We start from the raw sequence: 19,363 nt of genomic DNA on the forward strand, positions 1-19,363 counted from the left end.
GGGCTCTACCTCAGTATTCAAAGACGATGTCGAAATCCATCTCGCCGTAGGGCTCGAGCTCGATGGGGGCAATGGTTTTGCGGGCGACCAGTACGCCGGAGGCGGTGAAGGCGCCAACCTCGGTGATGGTCTGGCCGGCGACGGCTGAGCCCGGCAGCGTGGCCGAGGCGGTGACTTCGGGGCCTGTTACGGTCGCGGTGGCCGGTAGACGCACGGCCTCGGCCTGCAGGGCGGCGTCTTCATCCGGCGAATAGGCGCGCGTGCCGGTACCGAAGGCCAGGAAGGCAATCGGCGACAGCTCGCCACCGGTGGCGGCAGTCAGCGCCAGGTGGCTGCGGTACGCCACAGTGGTCAGGATTGGGACGCTTTCGGTCATAGGGCTACCTGCTGAGTGAGGCCGTGCTGGCGGATGCGAGCTGTGATACGGGCGCGGACGCGGGTGGCGGCAGGCCGAGCGCCGAGGCGCCAGGTGCCGTCCAGTTTGTGAAGGGCGATGCGATCAAGGGCGGCGTCACCGAGGGCGATGCCCTGGTCGAGCGGCCAGCCCTGCAGAGTGAGCGAGTCGAGCCGTGCGCTGCCGTCCAGAGACAGGAAGGGCGGCGCCAGTTGCACCGGCGCAATTGCCGCGCCGGTACCGACCGTGGCGCGCAACTGCATGCGCACGCGCTGCATGACGCGGGCATGCCCTGCCGCCCAAGCCCAGGTAGCGAGCAGGCGCAGCCCGTCGAGCCGGGTGCCGCCGTCGAGCTGCTGCGTGCCGTCGAGCTGCTGCGGCGCGGTCTCGCCGCCGAGCGACCAGCAGCCGTCGAGCGTGCGGCGCTGCAGGGACTGCACGCGCTGGCATTTGGCGAGGCGGACGCGAACGAGCTGCCGCAGACCGGTGACCTGAACCGGGCGCCCGAAACGGGTGGACAGGCTGGTGATGATGGCAACCAGGCGGCTGCGCGCCGGGGCGTAGGCCTCGGCAATGCGACGGATACGGTCCTGCTGCTCTCGCGACCAGGCGCCGTCGACGGCATTCAGACGAATCGCGTATTCGGCCCAATGGTTGAGGGCTGTTCGGCGCACCACGGCGCCGCCCGCTTCAGGCGGCAACAGGGTGGCGCCGGCGTCGAGCGACCAGCTGCCGTCCAGGGTACGACCGCCAGCCGAAACCCATTCGCGGTGGTATTCGGCCTGCTCGACCAGCTCTAGCACTGGGTAGCCGATGGCGGCCAGGGCCTGCTTGATGGCCCAGGGCGTGCCGCGTTTCTTGTGCCAGGCGATGGCGCCGGCGATCAGCGCGCGCTGCTGCGCTTCGGTGGTGGCCATGTCCCAGAAGTCGACGGACAGCGTCCAGGCCAGGTACGGCAGGAGCGCGGCGGGGCAACGCTCGGCGGACCAGAGCGTGCCCAGTTCGACCGGCAGCGCGTCGACTGCGGACGATACGGCCAGCGCCCGCTCAAGAGTCGTGCTGTTGGGTGGCAGCAGTTCACTCATGGCCGGTCACCAGCGTGAGCGTGACCGCCGTACAGAGCGGTGCGGTCTGCACCTGCGGCTCGATGTCTGCTGCTGGGCTGAGCAGCTCGACACGCAAGGCGCCCGGCTGATGCAGGGCAGCAAATATGCCGGACAGGCGCACCGGCGCGTTGATGGCGTGCTGGGCTGCGGCGTAGGCCTCGGCAGCTTTCTGCGCAGCGGCCAGCAGTGGCTCGGGCGCAGCGCCGCTGCCTACGTAGATGCGGGCGTTGATTGCCCAGGGGCGAAGGATGGCGGCCTGCACCTGGACGGTATCGTTGAGCGGGCGAATGTCATCAGCGCTGAGCGCCGAGGCGACCTGTTGCAGCAGTTCAGGGGTGGCGGCTTGCCGGGTACGGGAAAGCACCGTGACGCGCACGACGCCTGGCTGCGGCTGGTCTGCCCTGGCATCGAGCACGTCACTGGCGGCGCTCAGGGCATGGTAGCGGTAGGCGTTGACGGGGCCGGCGGTGCTGAAGCCGAACGGGGCGAGCTGGCCACGCTGGCGGTATTCATCATCCGGCTCGCCGTCGAGACGCTCAGCACCCAGCAACGCGAGCAGGTGCTCAAGGTCGGCGCCGCCGGAAAAGGCCAGCATGACGGCATGCGCGCCGTCGTTGATGCGTTGGCGCAGGATCAGTTCGCGGTAAGCGTTTTCCTGCAGCAGCTTGGTCAGCGGCTCTGATTCCAGTTCGAGCAGTTCGGCCATGGCGGCCTGCTCGGCCTCTGGATAAAGGCTCAGCAGTCGCGCCTTGCGCTCGGTGAGGATCTGCTCGTAGTCCAATGGCTCAATGATGGTTGGCGCAGGCAGCAGCGACAGGTCAATGCTCATGCGACTGCTCCCAGTTGCAGCGGCACGCGCAGGCTCAGCGGCTCGTTGCTGTCGGTGCGGGTGCCTTCGAGATCCAGCATGGCCTGACCCGGACGCTCGCCGAGGCCGAGCTGCACACGGCTGAGCCTAATGCGCGGCTCCCAGCGCATTAGCGCCATGGCAGTGGCCGCGTAGGCCTGCAAGCGGGTTGCGTCGTTGAGGGGCGCATCGATCAGGTCGGGCAGCAGGCTGCCGTATTCGCGGCGCATCACACGCGAGCCGATGGGCGTGGTGAGGATGTTGGCGATGGACTGGGCCAGGTGGGCGTTGCCCTCGATGGCGCGGCCGGTGCGGGCGGACATGCCGATCATTGCGGCGCCCCCGTTTTGCTCGGGCCGCCCTGGACACCGCCATGCACATGGTTGACCAGGCTGATGCCGGCGGCGATCACGTCTTCGCTGACGGTGACCAGGCCGGTGATGTCCACATCGCCGAGGATGGTGACGCCGCCGGGCGCGGTGAGCTTGGCCGTGCCACCAGCAGGCAGCGTGGCGGTGAGCGCATGGGTGGCGTGGTCGTAATCGATCACAGCCCCGTCCGGATATTTCCGGCGGCGCACGGTGGCGCTGTTCGACGGCGCCGGACGTTGCTGTGAGTAGAGGCCGACCAGGGCGACGCCCAGGGCCGGTTCGCCGCTTGGCGCGACGAGGATGCACTGCTCGCCGACCGTGGGCGGGTCCCAGTCGCTGCTGCTGCCGGCGCGCAGGGCGAGCCAGGGCAGGTTCGGCACGCTGAGGCCTCCGGTGCTGACGGTGCAGCGCGCAGCCTGATGGTCCACCGCGGCGATGGTGCCGAGGCGGATCAGGTTTTCGAGGCGGCGCAGAAGGTCGGTGATATTCATGGCCCCATGCTGGCGTTCGCGCGCGCGGGGTGCATTCGCGGGGCTGTGAAGCGGCTGGCGTTACAGGGTTAGCGCACCAGGTGCTCGAGCAGGCGGTCGCGGATCAGCTCGAGATCCGCGTCGGTGAAGCCGAGCAGTTCGCGGCGGGCGTACTGCACATCCGGCGCGCCGGGCGCCGGGCGATCGCGCAGGCCATACTGGTGGATGCGGGCGATGCGCGATAGCCGGCCGGCAAAGCCGATGGCGATGGTGCTGGCGTCGCTCTGCAGGCGCAGGTAACGGGCGGTGCGCAGCTTGGCGAACATCTGCCGCTTGCGTTTGATGCGCCCGGCCTTGGCGCGTAGCTCCTGCCGGGGCTTGCGCGGGGCGAATGGGGTGCCGTCGGCGTTGCGCTGGGCAGCGATGCGCTGCTGCTGGCTGCGGCGCAGGTCGCGGGCGATCGATTGGGTGACCTTGCGGCGCTCGGCCGGCTGCAGCTGGGCGAGCAGCGCGCCGGCCCAGTCCTCGAGGGCGCGCAGGCCGTCAGCCATTGCTACGGCTTGGTTGCGGGCTGGCTATGTCGGTTCCGGTGCCGACGGTGCTTTCCCACTCAGCGAGCAGTTCTCCGTTGCCGAACAACTGCCATGGCCCGGCCGGGAAGAACTCGTCGAGCTGCGGCTCTGGCGGGTGGTCGACCTGCAGGGCGCCGTCATCCATGCGCTTGACGATCACGCGCTCGGTGAGCGGCAGGGTGATGGACAGGTCCACCTTGCTGTTGTCGAGGATGTCGGCCTCGAACTTGATGGCGTCCCTGCCCCGCTCCTGGTTCTCCATCAGCTCACGCTGGTTGACCAGCACCCAGGCGAACAGCGGGATGGCGACGGCATCCGGATGGCCGGCGAAGTCGGTGAGGATCAGGTTGAGCGTGTAGCTGTATTCGAACGACAGGCCGGGCGCGGCGGTGCTGCGCAGGCTGCCGTTGTCGATGAAGACCAGCAGGCGGTCGGGGTTGCGTTTCAGCTCAGGGATGGCAGCGAGCAGGTGGGCGCGCAGGGATTCGGGCTTGTTCATGGCTGGGTGCTGCGCGCGTTGTGGTCCACCACCAGGTCGACCTTGGCGGCGCATTCGCCCCAGGCAGCCATGAGGTAGTCGCTGTCGTCGCTCAGTTCGCCGTTACTGGCCGGCGCCGCCGGGTCCAGTGTGCAGCGCGTCACGATCGGACAGCCATTGACGGTAACCTGCGGCTCCGGTAATGGCGGGGCGCTGGTGCAGGCGGCGAGCAGCATCAGGCAGAGGCTGAGCAGCCCAAGTCGCATGGGTTGGGTCTTCACGGCGGCGTTCCTTCTTCTTGAGCTGATCGGTGGCGTAGGCCTGGCGCAGGTCGCTGAGCGTTTGCTGCAGGGCGAGCTGGTCCAGACGCTGGGTGGCGAGCTCGCCGGTGAGGCGGGTGATGGTGGCGGCCTGGCGGGCGTTGCGCTGCTGGGCGGCTTGCAGGCGCTCGGTGGCGAGATCGGCCTGCGCCTGGGCGGCTTCGATGCGCTGCTGCTGCATCCAGATCAGTAGGCAGAGCGCGGCAACCAGGGCGAGGCCGTAGAGGAGCTGGCGGGCGGTGGTCATGCTGCCCGCTCCTGCTCGCCGGCGAACTGGGCATAGGCCCGGGCCAGCTTCACGTCGTAGAGGTTGCGGGCGTAGTTCGGGCCGTTGTAGCGGCGCGCGAACTCGGCCCACTTCTTACCCTTGAGCGCCTTGTGCAGCGCGGTGTCGGTTTCTACGAATGACACGAACGCGTCGAGCTGCGCGGCCTCGCTGAGCGCCATGGTGTCGGCGAAGTGCTGGGCGTCGTGGTAGCCGAGGCGCTGCCAGTGGTAGCCCATGATCTGGAACAGGCCCCAACTGGCGGATTCCAGCGCGGCGACAGCATGAATCTGCTGCGCCTGGGCAAGGCGTTGATGCTCGGCGGTGCCGCCGACGTAGCCGCCGGCCTTGCGGTTGACCAGGGCGGGATGCTTGGCGGCCAGTGCATCGGCCTCCGCTTCGCTCAGCCCATTGGCCTGCAGGCGGGCGTGCATGACGTGGCGTTCGAAGAGGATCACCGGGCGGCCGTTGCTGGCAAAGCCCTCTCCCCTGCTTTCCACCTGGTTGACGGCCATGACGCTGGCCAGCGGCACGCCGAGGCGGTCGGCGGCCTGCTGCAGATCCTGCCGCTTGAGCAGCTTGGAGGTGTCGCGGCCGGCGAGCGCGGACAGGGTTTTCGGGCCGGCGATGCCATCGTCCACCAGGCCGGCGCGGCGCTGAAAGGCAACAACGGCGCGCTCGGTCTGCTCGCCGAAGTCGCCGTCCACGGCTACAGCGAAGCCGGCCAGCGTGAGCGCGGCCTGCAGGTTGCGCACGGCGAGGCCGCGCGAGCCGATGATCAGTAGTTCGCTCATACGCTTTCCACCTTACGCTCGAACAGGCGCTTGGCACCGGCGCGAACGCCCTCAGCGCCGATCAGGCCGATGATGCCGCCGAAGAACGGGGCGTATTCCTGCGGAATGCCAAACAGCGCCAGACCATTGCTGGCAGCCAGGGTGATCAGGCCGCAGACGACTGACTCGATGGCGATGCGGCGCAGCGAGCCGCCGCCGAGCATCAGCCGCGAGCCGGCGATGGCAGCGGACAGGCCTGCCGCATACAGGATCGGATAATTCTCCTGGAGCCACGTGGCGAGCCAGGCCATTTCGGGACGGTCATGCATGCGTTTCATCCTTCAATCCCACAAATTCACCACTTGGCGTTGTTCAGCGCGCACGGCCTGTTCGGGCAGCTCAACCATGGTGCCGTGCGGGATGACCGGGCCGAGGTCGGCCAGGCCGGGGTTGGCGTCGAGCACCTGCTCGACCACGCCGGCGGTGCGCCCGTAGTGCCGCCAGCAGATCGCGTCGACGGTGTCGCCCTGCTGGGCGCGCAGGCTGGCCATCAGATGAGTTCCACGGTGGTGTGGGTGATGCCGAGGATGTTGCGGATGGCCCAGCGGGCATCGCGGCGGTATTCGTCGGCGGTCGGGGTCAGGGCCTCGGCGCGCTCGGCACCGTCACCGGTGGCGCTGTAATCGCGCATGCGCTCGGCCAGCTCGGCGCCTGCGCTGCAGTAGATGGCGCGGCGGTAGAGGTGCAGCAGCTGGCTTTCGCCCTGGATCTCATCTGCCGGCACATCGGCCAGGCTGGCGTTGCCGGCAGCGAGCTGCTGGGCCTTCCAGGATTTCAGTTCGCGGTTGATCTCAATCACCGCGTTGACGGCTGCGACCTCGAGGCGGGCATCGGTGACGCTGCCGTCGAGGCGCAGGGATTCGCGCAAGTGCTGGCCGTCCAGATCCGGAAACCAGCCGTCATTGGTGATGGGGTGCGCCTCTTGGCTGCCCCCTGTTCCGGTGAATGCGCTCATAAATTCTGCCCTGGTTCGGCGGTGGTCGGGGCGTCACGACAAGGCAAGGAGAAAACCTGTCGATCAGCCCCGAGCCGCCGAGTGCGTGGGGGACGCTCAGTTAGCGGGTGGCTCGCCGGTACCGGTGTCGGTGCTCGGTGCGCCCTCTTCGCTCGGCTGGCTTTCGTCTTGCTCGGACGTCGGTTGGTCGGGCTCAGTTGGCTCGCCGGTACCGGTGTCGGCTGGCTTGCTTTCCGCGTGTTTCTTGAGGAGGCGCTCGACGCGCTCCAGATCCTTTTTGCCGCCGCAGTTGCTGTGCAGGTCGATGGCGCGGGCCAGGTACTTCCGCGCGATGTCGAGCCAAGCGCGTGCGGCATCCGCTTCTACGCCATCCTCTTCGGCGAGCTGCAGGTTGGTGCGCCCTATCGCCAGGTAAAGCTTGGCGCGGGCCTGGTCCGGCATGTCTCGTTCGTCGGTGAGCGAAGCCGCGCGCAGCAGCAGGGACAGGTCAAACGTGCCACCAGCTTTCTGAGTTTTCAGAGCATCGTTGGCGATCTCTTCAGCCAGCAGGCAACCGGTGGTGCGAGCGAAGCGGTCCGGCATCTTGAGGTTGTGCTCGATCACATAGGCCCCGATAGACAGCGCGGCGGCAAACTCGCCGGCATCGATGCACCAGACCATCAGCGTGGTGAGCACATCGTCCTGGGCGCCTTTACCGGCGGCCAGCACGCCTTCGATGTAGGGCTGATAGGCCGGGATGAGCAAACGCTTGAGCTCAGCCTTGCCCTGCTCCGACTGCACCTGCTTGAGGCGCAGCCGGTCCTGGTTGAGTTGCAGCAGCTGCTGTTCGTAGGCGGTGGCGCCGGCCATGGACATGGCCGGGGCTACCTCAGCTGCCTGCAGAGCTGCGCGTTTGCGCAGCTGGTTGCGTTGGGCTGGGCTGAGCATGGCTTACACGGCCTCGATGTTTTCGACCAGGGCGACCAGACCGAAGTCCTCGATCACGTAGGCATCGTTGCTCGACTGGTAGTCGGCGATGCGGTCGTATTCCGGTTCGTCCTTCACATGGCGGCGGCGTGCGCCTTCCTGGAAGTAGATGGAGAGGTTGCTCAGGGTGGTGACCAGCACAGTACCGGCCGGGAAGAACGGCGCGTCGACGATCGGCAGGCCACCGAGGCGGGCCTTGGTGACGATCTGGTCGGCGGCGTTCTCTTCCTGGTTGGAAGCGGCACCCTTCTCGACTGCGGCGAGGAGCTTGTCGTGCAGCAGATCGCGGGAAACCATGACCACCAGGTTGGGGTGGCTACGGTGCCATGGGTCGAGCATCTGCAGGGCGTCGAACACCACGCCGTCGAGGGTCTTGTAGTCGCCAGTGGCGCCCACGGTGACCTTGCCGGATGCGTCGACGACTTCGTCGAGCACACGGTCAGCCGCGCCGGTGCGGATCTTCTGCAGCCAGCCAATGTTGACGTCCTGCAGCAGCTGGTTAGTGGCAAGGTCCGACACGGCAGCGGCACTGGTGCCGTTGAAACCGATCATGATGCGATCCAGTGCCTGGCGCTCGGTGATGGAGCTGGACAGGCGCACCTGAAAGTCCGGGAACTTGGCCCAGGCGTCGATGAGGGCGTAGGGAAACGCGCTGTCGAAGTTGGTCTGTTTGCAGACATAGCTGTCTTTGGTCAGCGCGCTGCGGTCGGCCGGGTTGCGACGGTTGCCGCCTGCGGTGTTGGTGCGGCTGGCAATCGGGCCGTTGACGCCCAACAACAGGGATTCACCCTCTTGCTGCTCAACGCCGATGATGTTGATGCTTTTGAGCAGGCCGCTGGCCTCCTGGATGGCGGTTTCCAGCTTCTGCTGCACGGTCGGGGTGACGTTGAATTTCTCGGTGGCGTTGTCCACGCCGTTGAGCTTGGCCACCTGCTGCAGGTAGCCGTTGAACAGTTTGCGGGTTTCGTTACGCATGGGGTGCTCCGGCGTCGGTCAGTATTGGGTGAGGACTTGCTGGCTGTTGCCGGGAACCGGCGGGCGCTGCTGTTGGTTGTGGTCCTGGGTCTGGCCGAGCTTGGTGGTCAGATCCGCCACGGTTTCCTCGAGCTTGGTGACCTTCTCGCCCAGCGCGGTGGACTCGGTGCGGAACGCATCCAGGCTGGTCTGCTGCTTTTCGGCGAAATCGACCAGGGAGGTGACGGCTTCGCCCAGCTCGCTGAACTGGCCCTCGGTTTCCTTGCCCTTGGTGAACAGCGCCTTGACGCGGGCGGCCAGGTCCTTGAAGGCGCCGGGCTGGTCGGTGACTTCTTCGAACTCCAGCTCAGCCGGCTCGGCGGCGGTGAAAAGGTTGTCCTTGTCCTGCTTACGGCTGGTCAGGGTGCCGTGCTGGGCGCTGAACTCCAGGGCCTCGGTGCCCAGGCTCGCGGGGGAGTCGGTGAGCGCGAGGCCGACCAGGTAGGCCTTGCCGGTGTCGGCGAACTTGGGCTGGATCTCCATGGAGGAGTAGATCTTCTGGCCCTTCTTGTTCAACGCCAGCAGGGCGTCGTTCGGCTCGAGCTGGGCGAACAGCGCGTACTTGGTTTCGCCGTTGAGTTGGATTTCTTCACCCTTCAGTGCAACCACGTCGCCGTAGGCGCCGAACTGCGAATCCGGGGACAGGCCCTTGATGTGCTCGATGTTGATGCGGGCGCCGTAGGTGTCGCGGTTGTAGCTGGCGGCCATTTCCTCCAGCCAGCTGCGCTCGATCTTGCGACCATCAGTGGTCGCGCCTTCTACGCCGATGCGGAACATCTTGGAGCGGAATTTTTTGCTGTTGCCGGCCATGCGGGCTGTCCTCGACTGTTGGCTGCTGGGCAGGTAGTGAGGGCATGGTCGGCAGCCGGCGAACTGCGGGCAATTCGCGCACCCTGTACTGGCTGGACGTACAGGGCGCCGGAGTAACGGCTCGCGCGCGTGAGCGGCAGCATCGGCGCCATGAATGCACCCGCCGAACTCCCCGCTCAACGCGACAACCGCCGCCAGGCCAAGTTTTTGTACTGGACGGGTTGGCGCATCACGGATATCGCCGACTACCTGGACGAGAAGGAAAAGACCGTCCACAGCTGGAAGGCCCGGGACGAATGGGACCGGGCGGACAACGTCGAGCGCATCGGCGGCGCGCTGGAGGCCCGCTTGGTGCAGCTGATCCTGAAGGACGGCAAGAGCGGCGGCGACTTCAAGGAAATTGACCTGCTGCACCGCCAGCTGGAGCGGCAGGCACGAATCGAGCGATTCAAGGGCGGTGGCACTGAGGCGGAGCTCAACCCGAACCTGGACAAGCGCAACGCCGGGCCGAAGAAGGCGCCGAAGCGCAACGAGTTCGCCGAGGAGCACGTCGAGCAGCTCGAGGAGGCGTTCCGCGATGGGTGCTTCGGTTACCAGCTGGACTGGTACCGGGCGGGCAATCAGCGGACGCGGGCGATTCTGAAGAGCCGGCAGATCGGTGCGACGTTCTACTTCGCCCGGGAGGCGCTGCTCGATGCGCTGGTGACGGGGCGCAATCAGATCTTCCTGTCTGCGTCGAAGAATCAGGCGCACATCTTCAAGGCGTACATCCAGGCGTTCGCCCGCGAGGTGTGCCAGGTGGAGCTGACCGGCGACCCGATCATTCTGAGCAACGGCGCGGAGCTGCACTTCCTCGGTACCAACGCGCGGACGGCGCAGGGCTATCACGGCAATTTCTACTTCGACGAATTCTTCTGGACGTTCAAGTTCAACGAGCTGAACAAGGTCGCCAGCGGCATGGCGATGCAGAAGCAATACCGCCGCACCTACTTTTCGACGCCCTCCTCTATGGCGCATGAGGCCTATTCGTTCTGGACGGGTGAGCGCTTCAACAAGGGCAAGCCGGCGGCGCAGCGGATCAGCATCGATGTTTCGCATGACGCCCTGCAGCAGGGGCGGCTGTGCGAGGACCGGCTCTGGCGGCAGATTGTGACCATCCTGGATGCCGAGCAGCGCGGCTGCGATCTGTTCGACATCGAGGAGCTGCGCTTGGAGTACAGCGCCGAGGCCTACGCGAACCTGCTGATGTGCCAGTTCGTCGACGACGGGGCCTCGATCTTTCCGCTGGCGGTGCTGCAGCCGTGCATGGTGGATAGCTGGATCGAGTGGAACGAGGACTACAAGCCGTTCGCCGATCGGCCGTTTGGCGATCGCCAGGTGTGGGTGGGCTATGACCCGGCCGAGACCGGCGATAGCGCTGGCCTGATCGTGGCGGCGCCGCCGCTGGTACCGGGCGGGAAGTTCCGCGTGCTCGAGCGCCATCAGTTCCGCGGGATGGACTTCGCCGCCCAGGCCGAAGCGATCCGCCGGGTGACGCTGCGCTATTGGGTGACGTACATCGGCATCGACATGACGGGCATGGGCTCGGGCGTGGCGCAGCTGGTGAAGCAATTCTTCCCGAACCTGACCACCTTCAGCTACTCGCCGGAGGTGAAGACACGCTTGGTGCTGAAGGCCTACGACGTGATTCACAAGGGCCGGCTCGAATTCGACGCCGGCTGGACGGACCTTGCCTCCTCGCTGATGGCGATCCGCAAAACCACCACGGCCAGCGGCCGGCAGATGACCTACACCGCAGGCCGCAACGAAGAGACCGGCCACGCGGATCTGGCCTGGGCGCTGTTCCATGCCCTGCACAACGAGCCCCTCGAGGGCATGACCGCCCAGAACACCAGCTTCATGGAGATTTACTGATGACTACCGACATTGCCGCCGCCCCTGCTCCCGGTATCGAGGCTTTCACTTTCGGCGACCCGATGCCGGTGCTCGACGGGCGCGAGCTGCTGGACTATCTGGAATGCTGGCTCAACGGCCGCTGGTACGAGCCGCCGCTGTCGCTGGATGGGCTGGCGAAGTCGACCAGGGCGAGCGTGTTCCTGCAGAGCGGGCTCAACTTCAAGCGCAACATGTTGGAGCGCACCTTTATCCCGCATCGCCTGCTGAGCCGGCAGGCATTCGGCCAGTTCGCCCTGGATTGGTTGTGGTGTGGCAATGCGTACCTGGAGCGTCGGCAGAACATGCTCGGCCAGCCGCTGAGCCTGCAGCCGACGCTGGCGAAGTACATGCGCCGCGGTGCCGACTTGGAAACCTATTACCAGGTGCGCGGCTGGCGCGATGAGCATGAATTCAAGGCCGGGACGATCTGCCATCTGCGCGAGGCGGATATCAACCAGGAGGTGTACGGGTTGCCGGAGTGGTTGTCGGCGCTGCAATCGGCGCTGCTGAATGAGTCGGCCACCCTCTTCCGCCGGCGGTACTACCAGAACGGCTCGCACGCCGGCTTCATCATGTACATGACCGACGCGGCGCAGAAGGAAGAAGACGTCGATGCCTTGCGCACCGCGCTGAAATCAGCCAAGGGGCCGGGCAACTTCCGCAACCTGTTCATGTACGCACCGGGCGGCAAGAAGGACGGCATCCAGCTGCTGCCGGTGAGCGAGGTGGCAGCGAAGGATGAGTTCGGATCGATCAAGAACATCAGCCGCGACGATCTGCTGGCCGCGCTCCGGATCCCGCCCCAGCTGATGGGCATCGTGCCGCAGAACGCGGGGGGCTTTGGCTCGCTGCGCGAGGCCGCTGAGGTGTGGGCGGTCAACGAGCTGGAGCCGATCCAGGCAAGGCTGGCTCAGGTGAATGAGTGGGTTGGGGAGGAGGTAGTGCGGTTCAGGGAGTTTGAGTTGCCGGCAAAGAACTGATCACCGCCCCGATGCACCCAAGCCGCCCCTCGAGGCGGCTTTTTTGTGGCCTGAATCTAGCCGGCGCATTCCTGCCGACGCTGCAGGAGCGATGGCCTAAGCGCTGCGATATCGAGCTCGATCAGATTGATCAGCCCCGCCAGCTGCGACTTGGTGACCGATATCCCGCAAGGCAGGCCTGTGAGTACGAGCGACTCCCCGGTTTGCTCGTCCATCAACATGCAATGGATGGTCTGAGGGGAATCCATAGCGGCCGTGAACAGCAACGGCCTGAAGTGTTCCTGCGCGAGGGCGAACGCCTCGGGCTGTCTAATCCGCATCATCGGACAATTCCTTTTGTCTGAGCCGGCAATTGTAGCAGGCGGCTATGGGCTGTCCTGACCCAAGGGTGCCAACTCCCTCACGTTTCGATCAGCGGCGGCCGACCTAGCCAGATCATCACCCGGCGCGCGCCGTTGTCCCCCCACCACACCTGCGGGCTAAACCTATGGCATTTTCCGCACCCCTGCAGCATGGCCGAGAGCGGCACAGGCTGCGCGCTGGAGAGGCGTTTCAGGCGACCGGCAACCCTGCGAATCCCTGCGCGCCAAGCCTCTTCCTGCAGCGTCTACGGGGCTAACAGAACCCACCGATTTCAGAGGAGAATTCGGAAATGGGTAATTTTGGTCAGGCGCTTCAAGAATGCGGCTTTAGGGCCCGTATTTGCTGGGCTCGCCCGCTTACCTTCAAAGGTAATTTCGGGTAAGGCAAAAGGTAATTTTTCTATAAGTGCTTGATTTTAAAGGACTGGAGTTTTCTGCAACATGACCATCTGATTAGGTAAGTTCATTACCTCTGAATTACCAAAAAATTACCTTTAAGAACCAATCCTAAGTGACTGACAGAAAAGGCTTTCCGGCGCCCCTCAAAAGGAAATTACCAAAATTACCCGTTTTCGATGGGTCAAGATAAAACGCGGCGATGTGCGTTGGCGGGCGTCTCGCCTTGCCGCGCGCATTTAAGTGATGGGACCAAACTGGGACCATTTCCCCTCAGTTTTCCGGACCCCAGAAACGCTGAAGGCCCCGGAATACGGGGCCTTCAGGTTTTCAGATGGCGGAAGCGCAGAGATTCGAACTCTGGGAAGGGTCTCCCCTTCGGCGGTTTTCAAGACCGCTGCCTTCAACCACTCGGCCACACTTCCGGATAAAGCGGGCGCAATAGTACCGGATAGAAATACACTGTCAAACACTGATGCTAGGCAGCTGGACTGCCTCTGTTATGATCCGGGACAAATCGTCCCAGGCTTGATTTCATCCAAGGAGTGTCGCCATGCACGAACACGAATACGCGCTTAGCCACACGCAGGTCGAACAGCGTGAGGTCAGCAAGGTCCTGCGCAACACCTACGGGCTGCTGGCCATGACGCTCGCGTTCAGCGGCCTGGTGGCATACCTGTCCATGCAGGCCAACGCCGCCTACCCGAATATCTTCGTGGTGCTGATCGGCTTCTACGGCCTGTTCTTCCTTACCGCCAAACTGCGCAACTCGGTATGGGGCCTGGTGTCCACCTTCGCCCTGACCGGCTTCATGGGCTATACGCTCGGCCCGATCCTCAACATGTACCTGGGGTTGGCCAACGGTGGTGAGCTGATCAGCTCGGCGCTGTCGATGACCGCACTGGTGTTCTTCGGGCTGTCGGCCTACGTGCTGATCACCCGCAAGGACATGAGCTTTCTCAGCGGCTTCATCACTGCCGGTTTCTTCGTGCTGATCGGTGCGATGCTGGCGGGCTTCTTCTTCCAGATCACCGGGCTGCAGCTGGCGATCAGCGCAGGTTTCGTGCTGTTCTCCTCGGCCTGCATCCTGTTCCAGACCAGCGCGATCATCCATGGTGGCGAGCGCAACTACATCATGGCCACCATCGGCCTGTTCGTTTCGCTGTACAACCTGTTCATCAGCCTCCTGCAGCTGCTGGGCATCTTCGGCGGCGACGACTGATTCAGCGCTGAACCTGCCCGCCTCGGCGAGCAATCCGACACCCTGCGAAGGCAACGCTTTCGCAGGGTGTTTTCGTTTGGGCGGTCAATCCGTCGCGTTTCAGCCGGCGCGCGAGGCCTGAGCCTCGGGCGAGGCATCCTCGAAGCGGTCTACCTGTCGCAGGCTTCTGAAGCCGAGCATCCAGCCGCCGGTCACCGCCAGCGTGCAGAAGCTGCCCAGCAGTGCCGCCGGTACCGCACCGAGCCAGGCGGCACTGGTGCCGGCGCGGAACTCACCGAGCTCGTTGGACGAACCGATGAACAGCATGTTCACGGCATTGACGCGTCCACGCATGGCGTCAGGCGTGGAGAACTGGATCAGCGACGAGCGGATGTACATGCTCACCATGTCCGCACCTCCGGCGACGAACAACGCGGCGAACGACAGCCAGAACAGGCTGGACAGCGCGAAGACCATGTTGGCGAGACCGAACACCGCCACGGCAATGAACATGGTCATGCCGACATGGCGGTTGAACGGCCGCGTGCTCAGGTAGAAGCCCACCATCACCTCGCCCAACGCCATGGCGCTGCGCAGTGCACCAAGGCCGGTCGGGCCGACTTCCAGCACCTCCTGGGCGTAGATCGGCAACAGCGCGACCACGCCGCCGAGCAGCACGGCAAACAGGTCCAGCGAGATGGTGCCGAGGATGATCGGCCGCGAGCGAATGAAGCGGATGCCTGCGGTGAAGCGCTGCCATGCGGTAGCCTCCAGCGCCCGCATGGCCTCGCCGTAGCGCACCGGTACCCGTTGCAACAGCACGATTGCCGCGAGGAAGAACAGCAGGCAAGCCGCATAGGTCAGCCCACCGCCACCCATTGCGTAGAGGCCTCCGCCGAACACCGGGCCGGCGATAGTGGAGCCGCGCACGATCATGCTGTTGGCGGCGATGGCTGCAGCCAGGCGCTCGCGCGGCACGATCTGCGGCAACAGGCTGGACAACGCCGGTCCGGTGAAAGCACGGGCACAGCCGTAGAACACCAACACGATATAGAAGCTGAGCACCGCCCCGCCGCTCAGCGAGAGCCACAGCAGAGCCGCCGCGCAGATTGCCTCGAGCGCCCAGCTCAGGGCGAGGATGCGCTTGCGATCGTAGCGATCGATCAGGTCGCCGGCAGGCATCAGCAGCAGGAACATCGGGACGAACTGCGCCAGGCCGACATAGGCCAGCGACAGCGGATCGCGAGTCATGTCGTACACCTGCCAGGCCACCACGACGGCGAGGATCTGCACGGCGAACATGGCCAGCACGCGACTGATCAGAAATGGCACAAAGCCAGGCTGACGGTAGACGGAATCAGGCAAAGCGGAAGCGTCGGCAACAGACATGGGATATCCAGACAGCCAGGCCCGGTACCGGGCAGAAAGCCGGCCAATCTACCGGAGGGGCGAAGACCCGAGCAATGCTGGCCCGCCCGACCGCCCCTCCCCGCCCGCTCGCAGACTCGGGCATTCTCGCGGCACCGTCGTCGACGGACGAGCACCGGAATGGCCGACGACGGATTCTTCATACGCCCGGCTGGCGTATCATGTCGGCTGTTTCGCAATGGTGCCCCGATGAAATTCGTAATCGCCCTGTTCGCCCCGCCCCACTCACCGGCCACGCGTCGCGCGCTGCGCTTCGCCGAAGCCACGCTGGCTGGCGGCCACGAGATCAGTCGCCTGTTTTTCTACCAGGACGGCGTACACAGCGCCTCGGCGAACATCGTCGCGGCCCAGGACGAACTGGATGTCGCGGCGCAATGGAGCCGCTTCGTCACCGCCAACCAACTGGATGGCGTGGTCTGCATCGCGGCCGGCTTGCGTCGCGGTGTGCTGGATGCCGGCGAAGCGCAGCGCTATCGGCGACCCGCGGCAAACCTCGCCGCCGGCTGGGAGCTGTCCGGGCTGGGCCAACTGCACGAGGCGGCACAGCAAGCCGATCGCCTCGTCTGCTTCGGAGGTCACTGATGGCGCGCTCCCTGCTCATCATCAGCCGCCAGGCGCCCTGGTCCGGCCCATCCGCCCGCGAAGCGCTGGACATCGTGCTGGCTGGCGGCGCCTTCGAGCTACCGCTGGGGCTGCTGTTTCTCGACGATGGCGTATTCCAGCTCGCCCCCGCGCAGCTGGCGGCATCCGTCGAACAGAAGGATCTGACCGCGAATCTGCAGGCACTGCCGCTGTTCGGTATCGATGCCCTGTTCGCTGCGCGACGCAGCCTCAGCGAGCGCCAGCTCGCAGAATCGACGCTGGCGCTGCCGGTCGAGGTCCTCGACGATGCAGACCTGCGCGCCCTGATCAACCGCTACGACCACGTGATCACCCTCTGATGGCTACTCTGCACCTGCTTTCTCATTCGCCGTTCAGCGACAGCCGCTTCGCCAGTTGCCTGCAGCTGCTGGGCGACGCCGACGCCCTGCTGTTGACCGGTGACACCACCTACGCGCTACAGCCCGGCAGCCAACCGTGCCTGGCGCTGCACCAGCTTCCCGAGCAGGTCGCGCTGTTCGCCCTGCAAGAGGACGTTCAGGCACGCTCGATCACCGTCGTGCCGCCGCGCGTCCAGCTGCTGGACTATCCCGGCTTCGTCGAGCTGACCTGTCGCTATCCGCGGGTCAACAGCTGGCTATGAGCCTGATCGTCGAAGGGCGCGAGATCGCGCTGGACCAGGACGGTTTTCTCGTCGATCTGGCGGACTGGAGCGAAGCCGTGGCCGAGGCCCTGGCGGCGCGGGAGGAGCTGGCCCTCGAAGCCGAGCACTGGGAGATCATTCATCTGCTGCGCGCCTTCTATGCCGAGTTCCAGCTCTCCCCGGCGACGCGACCGCTGATCAAGTATGCCGCGCTCAAACTCGGCGCGGAAAAAGGCCACAGCCTGCACCTCAACCGTCTGTTCAAGGGCACCCCAGCCAAACTGGCCGCCAAGCTGGCGGGGCTGCCGAAACCGAGCAATTGCCTATGATCCTCGAGACTCCTGCCGAACACCCCTTCGCCGTGTATGTGCGCATCCTCGGCAAGGGCAAACGTGGCGCCCGCGACCTGACGCGTGAAGAAGCCCGCGAAGCCATGGGCATGCTGCTCGACGGCAAGGTCGAGGAGGCCCAGCTCGGCGCCTTCCTCATGCTGTTGCGGCACAAGGAAGAAAGCGCCGAAGAGCTGGCCGGATTCGCCGAAGCGGTACGCGAGCGGGTGCAAGCGCCGAAGACGGCTGTCGACCTGGACTGGCCAAGCTACGCTGGCAAGAAACGCCACCTGCCCTGGTACCTGCTCGCAGCCAGGTGCCTGGCAGCAAACGGCGTGCGCATTGTCATGCACGGCGGCGGCGCCCACACCGCCGGGCGCATCTATACCGAACAGCAGCTGCAACTGCTCGGTATCCGCCGCTGCGACGACTGGGCCGAGGTCGGTGCTGCGCTGGATGAGAACCGCCTTGCCTTCATTCCACTGGGTGCCTGGATGCCGGTGCTGCAACGCATGATCGACATGCGCAACCTGCTCGGCCTGCGCTCGCCAATCCACTCGCTGGCGCGCCTGCTCAACCCGCTGGGTGCGCGTTGCGGGCTGCAGAGCATCTTCCATCCCGGCTATCAGGACACCCATCGCCAGGCCAGCACCCTGCTCGGCGACCACGCCATCGTCATCAAGGGCGAAGGCGGCGAGGTCGAGATGAATCCGGACAATATTTCCCACCTCTACGGCACCACTGGCGGGCTGCCCTGGGATGAAGAATGGCCGGCATTGTCCGAGCGCCGCCATGTGAAACCGGCCCAGCTGGACCCTCGGCATCTGCTGGCGGTCTGGGAAGGTCGGGAAGAAGATGCCTACGGCGAACTCGCCGTGATCGCCACCATGGCCCTGGCCCTGCGCGGCCTTGGCGCCCCGCGGGACGCGGCTTTCGAGCAGGCGCGTGACTACTGGCAGAGCCGCCACTCATCGATTTAAGCGATAGGATTAAGCGGCCGTTCGGTCACATCGATCGAACGATGCTTCCTAGACTGCCCTCCTATTCCGTAACAGGAGGGCATCATGGGATTACTGATCGATGGCCAGTGGCATGACCGCTGGTATGCAAACCGCGACGGAAGATTCGAGCGCGAACAATCCAAGCGCCATGACTGGATCACGCCGGACGGTTCACCGGGCCCCAAGGGCAAGACCGGCTATCCGGCCGAAGCCGGTCGTTATCACCTATACGTGTCACTTGCCTGCCCCTGGGCTCACCGCACGCTGATCTACCGCAAGCTCAAGGAGCTGGAATCGCTCATCGACGTTTCGGTGGTCAGCTGGCTGATGGCCGAGAACGGCTGGACCTTCGACAAGGCCACCGGCTCCAGCGGCGACGCGCTGGACGATCTGGAATTTCTGCACCAGCGCTACACCCGCGACGATTCGGACTATTCCGGCCGCGTCACCGTGCCGGTGCTGTGGGACCGCGAGCGCCAGTGCATCGTCAACAACGAGTCCGCCGAGATCATCCGCATCCTCAATACCGCCTTCGATGGCATCACCGGCTCGCGGCTGGATTTCTATCCGGAGCCGCTACGCGGCGAGATCGATGCGCTCAACGCACGGATCTATCCGGCGATCAACAACGGGGTCTACCGCGCCGGGTTCGCCACCACCCAGGACGCCTACGAGGAAGCCTTCGACGAGCTGTTTCGCGAACTCGACTGGGTGGAGCGGCGACTGGGCAAGCAGCGCTACCTGACCGGCGAGTACCTGACCGAGGCCGATTGGCGCCTGTTCACCACTGCCATTCGCTTCGATGCGGTGTATCACGGGCATTTCAAGTGCAACCTGCGCCGCATCGAGGACTATCCGAACCTGTCGAACTGGCTGCGCGAGCTGTACCAGTGGCCGGGAATCGCCGAGACCGTGGACTTCACCCACATCAAGCACCACTACTACGCCAGCCATCGGCAGATCAACGGCACTGGAATCGTCCCCAAGGGCCCCGCGCTGGGCCTGGAGCGCACGCATGACCGCGAGCGGCTGCCGGGGCGTGGAATCTGGACGCGGCCGCAGCGCTGACCACTCCAGCCGCGAAGGC

At 65.3% G+C, this 19,363-nt stretch carries 25 protein-coding genes, 1 tRNA gene and 2 pseudogenes; 9 read left to right on the forward strand and 19 right to left on the reverse strand.

The genetic code is table 11. The annotated features are described in order from the left end of the window. Positions 1-10: 10 nt before the first annotated feature. The 16 genes and pseudogenes from P5703_RS11270 to P5703_RS11345 all read right to left on the reverse strand — a co-directional run bounded on the left by P5703_RS11270 (position 11) and on the right by P5703_RS11345 (position 9,401). Complete coding sequence (locus P5703_RS11270; protein ID WP_285586878.1) at positions 11-376, reverse strand: hypothetical protein; 366 nt, start codon at positions 374-376, stop codon at positions 11-13. Beyond that, positions 373-1,479, reverse strand: coding sequence for a phage tail protein I (locus P5703_RS11275; RefSeq protein WP_285586880.1), 1,107 nt, complete (start codon positions 1,477-1,479; stop codon positions 373-375). The genes P5703_RS11270 and P5703_RS11275 overlap by 4 nt, the downstream gene beginning before the upstream one ends. After that, entirely contained in the window at positions 1,472-2,329 is an 858-nt protein-coding gene (locus P5703_RS11280; protein ID WP_285586883.1) for a baseplate assembly protein, read from the reverse strand. Before P5703_RS11280 ends, P5703_RS11275 begins: the two co-directional genes overlap by 8 nt. Beyond that, complete coding sequence (locus P5703_RS11285; RefSeq protein ID WP_285586885.1) at positions 2,326-2,679, reverse strand: GPW/gp25 family protein; 354 nt, start codon at positions 2,677-2,679, stop codon at positions 2,326-2,328. Before P5703_RS11285 ends, P5703_RS11280 begins: the two co-directional genes overlap by 4 nt. Further along, a complete protein-coding gene (locus P5703_RS11290) occupies positions 2,676-3,209 on the reverse strand; it encodes a phage baseplate assembly protein V (protein WP_285586887.1) in 534 nt (177 codons plus the stop codon). The genes P5703_RS11285 and P5703_RS11290 overlap by 4 nt, the downstream gene beginning before the upstream one ends. Before the next feature lie 68 nt (positions 3,210-3,277). Next, positions 3,278-3,739 carry a phage virion morphogenesis protein gene (locus tag P5703_RS11295; RefSeq protein WP_285586890.1) on the reverse strand — a complete coding sequence of 154 codons (462 nt, stop codon included), beginning with the start codon at positions 3,737-3,739 and terminating at the stop codon, positions 3,278-3,280. Continuing rightward, positions 3,732-4,259: a phage tail protein gene (locus P5703_RS11300; RefSeq protein ID WP_285586892.1), complete on the reverse strand. Its 528-nt coding sequence runs from the start codon at positions 4,257-4,259 to the stop codon at positions 3,732-3,734. Before P5703_RS11300 ends, P5703_RS11295 begins: the two co-directional genes overlap by 8 nt. Beyond that, positions 4,256-4,519 carry an Rz1-like lysis system protein LysC gene (lysC, locus tag P5703_RS11305; protein WP_502989181.1) on the reverse strand — a complete coding sequence of 88 codons (264 nt, stop codon included), beginning with the start codon at positions 4,517-4,519 and terminating at the stop codon, positions 4,256-4,258. Before lysC ends, P5703_RS11300 begins: the two co-directional genes overlap by 4 nt. After that, positions 4,443-4,805: pseudogene (locus P5703_RS11310) on the reverse strand (DUF2570 domain-containing protein); the annotation flags it as partial. The gene lysC and the pseudogene P5703_RS11310, both read right to left, overlap by 77 nt. Next, a complete protein-coding gene (locus P5703_RS11315) occupies positions 4,802-5,617 on the reverse strand; it encodes an N-acetylmuramidase domain-containing protein (protein WP_285586896.1) in 816 nt (271 codons plus the stop codon). The gene P5703_RS11315 and the pseudogene P5703_RS11310, both read right to left, overlap by 4 nt. Then, positions 5,614-5,934, reverse strand: a complete 321-nt coding sequence (locus P5703_RS11320; protein WP_176698477.1) for a phage holin, lambda family — start codon at positions 5,932-5,934, stop codon at positions 5,614-5,616. Before P5703_RS11320 ends, P5703_RS11315 begins: the two co-directional genes overlap by 4 nt. A 3-nt stretch (positions 5,935-5,937) precedes the next feature. Then, entirely contained in the window at positions 5,938-6,147 is a 210-nt protein-coding gene (locus tag P5703_RS11325; protein WP_285586902.1) for a tail protein X, read from the reverse strand. Further along, positions 6,147-6,611, reverse strand: coding sequence for a head completion/stabilization protein (locus tag P5703_RS11330; protein WP_285586905.1), 465 nt, complete (start codon positions 6,609-6,611; stop codon positions 6,147-6,149). The genes P5703_RS11325 and P5703_RS11330 overlap by 1 nt, the downstream gene beginning before the upstream one ends. A gap of 234 nt (positions 6,612-6,845) precedes the next feature. Next, a pseudogene (gene gpM / locus P5703_RS11335) lies at positions 6,846-7,538 on the reverse strand (phage terminase small subunit); the annotation flags it as partial. 3 nt (positions 7,539-7,541) lie between these two features. Continuing rightward, positions 7,542-8,552 carry a phage major capsid protein, P2 family gene (locus tag P5703_RS11340; protein ID WP_285586908.1) on the reverse strand — a complete coding sequence of 337 codons (1,011 nt, stop codon included), beginning with the start codon at positions 8,550-8,552 and terminating at the stop codon, positions 7,542-7,544. An 18-nt stretch (positions 8,553-8,570) separates the two neighbouring features. Then, complete coding sequence (locus P5703_RS11345) at positions 8,571-9,401, reverse strand: GPO family capsid scaffolding protein (protein ID WP_285586911.1); 831 nt, start codon at positions 9,399-9,401, stop codon at positions 8,571-8,573. Positions 9,402-9,551: 150 nt separating this feature from the next. On the opposite strand from P5703_RS11345, the gene P5703_RS11350 reads away from it, so the two are divergent. Together P5703_RS11350 and P5703_RS11355 are read left to right on the forward strand one after the other, a co-directional pair. After that, positions 9,552-11,315, forward strand: a complete 1,764-nt coding sequence (locus P5703_RS11350; protein WP_285586914.1) for a terminase ATPase subunit family protein — start codon at positions 9,552-9,554, stop codon at positions 11,313-11,315. Further along, on the forward strand, positions 11,315-12,316 hold the full coding sequence (locus tag P5703_RS11355; RefSeq protein ID WP_285586916.1) for a phage portal protein: 1,002 nt from the start codon (positions 11,315-11,317) through the stop codon (positions 12,314-12,316). The genes P5703_RS11350 and P5703_RS11355 overlap by 1 nt, the downstream gene beginning before the upstream one ends. A gap of 56 nt (positions 12,317-12,372) precedes the next feature. Here the strand turns inward: P5703_RS11355 and P5703_RS11360 are convergent, their stop codons facing one another. Together P5703_RS11360 and P5703_RS11365 are read right to left on the reverse strand one after the other, a co-directional pair. Next, positions 12,373-12,639 (reverse strand): DUF1652 domain-containing protein, encoded by a 267-nt coding sequence (locus P5703_RS11360; RefSeq protein ID WP_285586918.1) that lies wholly within the window; start codon positions 12,637-12,639, stop codon positions 12,373-12,375. Positions 12,640-13,409: 770 nt separating this feature from the next. After that, positions 13,410-13,499 (reverse strand) — tRNA-Ser (locus P5703_RS11365). 128 nt (positions 13,500-13,627) lie between these two features. Between P5703_RS11365 and P5703_RS11370 the strand changes: the two genes are divergently transcribed. Continuing rightward, positions 13,628-14,296: a Bax inhibitor-1/YccA family protein gene (locus tag P5703_RS11370; RefSeq protein ID WP_011913132.1), complete on the forward strand. Its 669-nt coding sequence runs from the start codon at positions 13,628-13,630 to the stop codon at positions 14,294-14,296. A 99-nt stretch (positions 14,297-14,395) separates the two neighbouring features. Here P5703_RS11370 and P5703_RS11375 read toward each other — a convergent pair whose 3' ends face one another. Then, positions 14,396-15,664 (reverse strand): MFS transporter, encoded by a 1,269-nt coding sequence (locus P5703_RS11375; protein ID WP_019406271.1) that lies wholly within the window; start codon positions 15,662-15,664, stop codon positions 14,396-14,398. A gap of 228 nt (positions 15,665-15,892) precedes the next feature. On the opposite strand from P5703_RS11375, the gene tusD reads away from it, so the two are divergent. From tusD to P5703_RS11405, 6 genes are all read left to right on the forward strand, one after another. Next, the gene (gene tusD, locus P5703_RS11380) at positions 15,893-16,285 is read left to right on the forward strand and encodes a sulfurtransferase complex subunit TusD (RefSeq protein WP_125851409.1); all 393 of its coding nucleotides are present in this window, start codon (positions 15,893-15,895) and stop codon (positions 16,283-16,285) included. Further along, positions 16,285-16,644, forward strand: a complete 360-nt coding sequence (gene tusC / locus P5703_RS11385) for a sulfurtransferase complex subunit TusC (protein WP_014596615.1) — start codon at positions 16,285-16,287, stop codon at positions 16,642-16,644. Before tusD ends, tusC begins: the two co-directional genes overlap by 1 nt. Further along, positions 16,644-16,946, forward strand: coding sequence for a sulfurtransferase complex subunit TusB (gene tusB, locus P5703_RS11390; RefSeq protein WP_169917458.1), 303 nt, complete (start codon positions 16,644-16,646; stop codon positions 16,944-16,946). Before tusC ends, tusB begins: the two co-directional genes overlap by 1 nt. Then, the gene (locus P5703_RS11395) at positions 16,943-17,275 is read left to right on the forward strand and encodes a TusE/DsrC/DsvC family sulfur relay protein (RefSeq protein ID WP_169917459.1); all 333 of its coding nucleotides are present in this window, start codon (positions 16,943-16,945) and stop codon (positions 17,273-17,275) included. Before tusB ends, P5703_RS11395 begins: the two co-directional genes overlap by 4 nt. Beyond that, complete coding sequence (locus P5703_RS11400; RefSeq protein WP_285586928.1) at positions 17,272-18,255, forward strand: glycosyl transferase family protein; 984 nt, start codon at positions 17,272-17,274, stop codon at positions 18,253-18,255. The genes P5703_RS11395 and P5703_RS11400 overlap by 4 nt, the downstream gene beginning before the upstream one ends. 84 nt (positions 18,256-18,339) lie before the next feature. After that, positions 18,340-19,344, forward strand: coding sequence for a glutathione S-transferase family protein (locus P5703_RS11405; RefSeq protein ID WP_014596611.1), 1,005 nt, complete (start codon positions 18,340-18,342; stop codon positions 19,342-19,344). Positions 19,345-19,363: the final 19 nt, after the last annotated feature.

The organism is Stutzerimonas sp. FeSN7 (genome assembly GCF_030263795.1).
GTDB classification, from domain to species: domain Bacteria; phylum Pseudomonadota; class Gammaproteobacteria; order Pseudomonadales; family Pseudomonadaceae; genus Stutzerimonas; species Stutzerimonas stutzeri.

Coding starts and splice junctions, on each gene's coding strand:
- P5703_RS11270 (WP_285586878.1), bottom strand. CDS start 376: ATGACCGAAAGCGTCCCAATCCTGACCACTGTGGCGTACCGCAGCCAC.
- P5703_RS11275 (WP_285586880.1), bottom strand. CDS start 1,479: ATGAGTGAACTGCTGCCACCCAACAGCACGACTCTTGAGCGGGCGCTG.
- P5703_RS11280 (WP_285586883.1), bottom strand. CDS start 2,329: ATGAGCATTGACCTGTCGCTGCTGCCTGCGCCAACCATCATTGAGCCA.
- P5703_RS11285 (WP_285586885.1), bottom strand. CDS start 2,679: ATGATCGGCATGTCCGCCCGCACCGGCCGCGCCATCGAGGGCAACGCC.
- P5703_RS11290 (WP_285586887.1), bottom strand. CDS start 3,209: ATGAATATCACCGACCTTCTGCGCCGCCTCGAAAACCTGATCCGCCTC.
- P5703_RS11295 (WP_285586890.1), bottom strand. CDS start 3,739: ATGGCTGACGGCCTGCGCGCCCTCGAGGACTGGGCCGGCGCGCTGCTC.
- P5703_RS11300 (WP_285586892.1), bottom strand. CDS start 4,259: ATGAACAAGCCCGAATCCCTGCGCGCCCACCTGCTCGCTGCCATCCCT.
- P5703_RS11315 (WP_285586896.1), bottom strand. CDS start 5,617: ATGAGCGAACTACTGATCATCGGCTCGCGCGGCCTCGCCGTGCGCAAC.
- P5703_RS11320 (WP_176698477.1), bottom strand. CDS start 5,934: ATGAAACGCATGCATGACCGTCCCGAAATGGCCTGGCTCGCCACGTGG.
- P5703_RS11325 (WP_285586902.1), bottom strand. CDS start 6,147: ATGGCCAGCCTGCGCGCCCAGCAGGGCGACACCGTCGACGCGATCTGC.
- P5703_RS11330 (WP_285586905.1), bottom strand. CDS start 6,611: ATGAGCGCATTCACCGGAACAGGGGGCAGCCAAGAGGCGCACCCCATC.
- P5703_RS11340 (WP_285586908.1), bottom strand. CDS start 8,552: ATGCGTAACGAAACCCGCAAACTGTTCAACGGCTACCTGCAGCAGGTG.
- P5703_RS11345 (WP_285586911.1), bottom strand. CDS start 9,401: ATGGCCGGCAACAGCAAAAAATTCCGCTCCAAGATGTTCCGCATCGGC.
- P5703_RS11350 (WP_285586914.1), top strand. CDS start 9,552: ATGAATGCACCCGCCGAACTCCCCGCTCAACGCGACAACCGCCGCCAG.
- P5703_RS11355 (WP_285586916.1), top strand. CDS start 11,315: ATGACTACCGACATTGCCGCCGCCCCTGCTCCCGGTATCGAGGCTTTC.
- P5703_RS11360 (WP_285586918.1), bottom strand. CDS start 12,639: ATGATGCGGATTAGACAGCCCGAGGCGTTCGCCCTCGCGCAGGAACAC.
- P5703_RS11370 (WP_011913132.1), top strand. CDS start 13,628: ATGCACGAACACGAATACGCGCTTAGCCACACGCAGGTCGAACAGCGT.
- P5703_RS11375 (WP_019406271.1), bottom strand. CDS start 15,664: ATGTCTGTTGCCGACGCTTCCGCTTTGCCTGATTCCGTCTACCGTCAG.
- tusD (WP_125851409.1), top strand. CDS start 15,893: ATGAAATTCGTAATCGCCCTGTTCGCCCCGCCCCACTCACCGGCCACG.
- tusC (WP_014596615.1), top strand. CDS start 16,285: ATGGCGCGCTCCCTGCTCATCATCAGCCGCCAGGCGCCCTGGTCCGGC.
- tusB (WP_169917458.1), top strand. CDS start 16,644: ATGGCTACTCTGCACCTGCTTTCTCATTCGCCGTTCAGCGACAGCCGC.
- P5703_RS11395 (WP_169917459.1), top strand. CDS start 16,943: ATGAGCCTGATCGTCGAAGGGCGCGAGATCGCGCTGGACCAGGACGGT.
- P5703_RS11400 (WP_285586928.1), top strand. CDS start 17,272: ATGATCCTCGAGACTCCTGCCGAACACCCCTTCGCCGTGTATGTGCGC.
- P5703_RS11405 (WP_014596611.1), top strand. CDS start 18,340: ATGGGATTACTGATCGATGGCCAGTGGCATGACCGCTGGTATGCAAAC.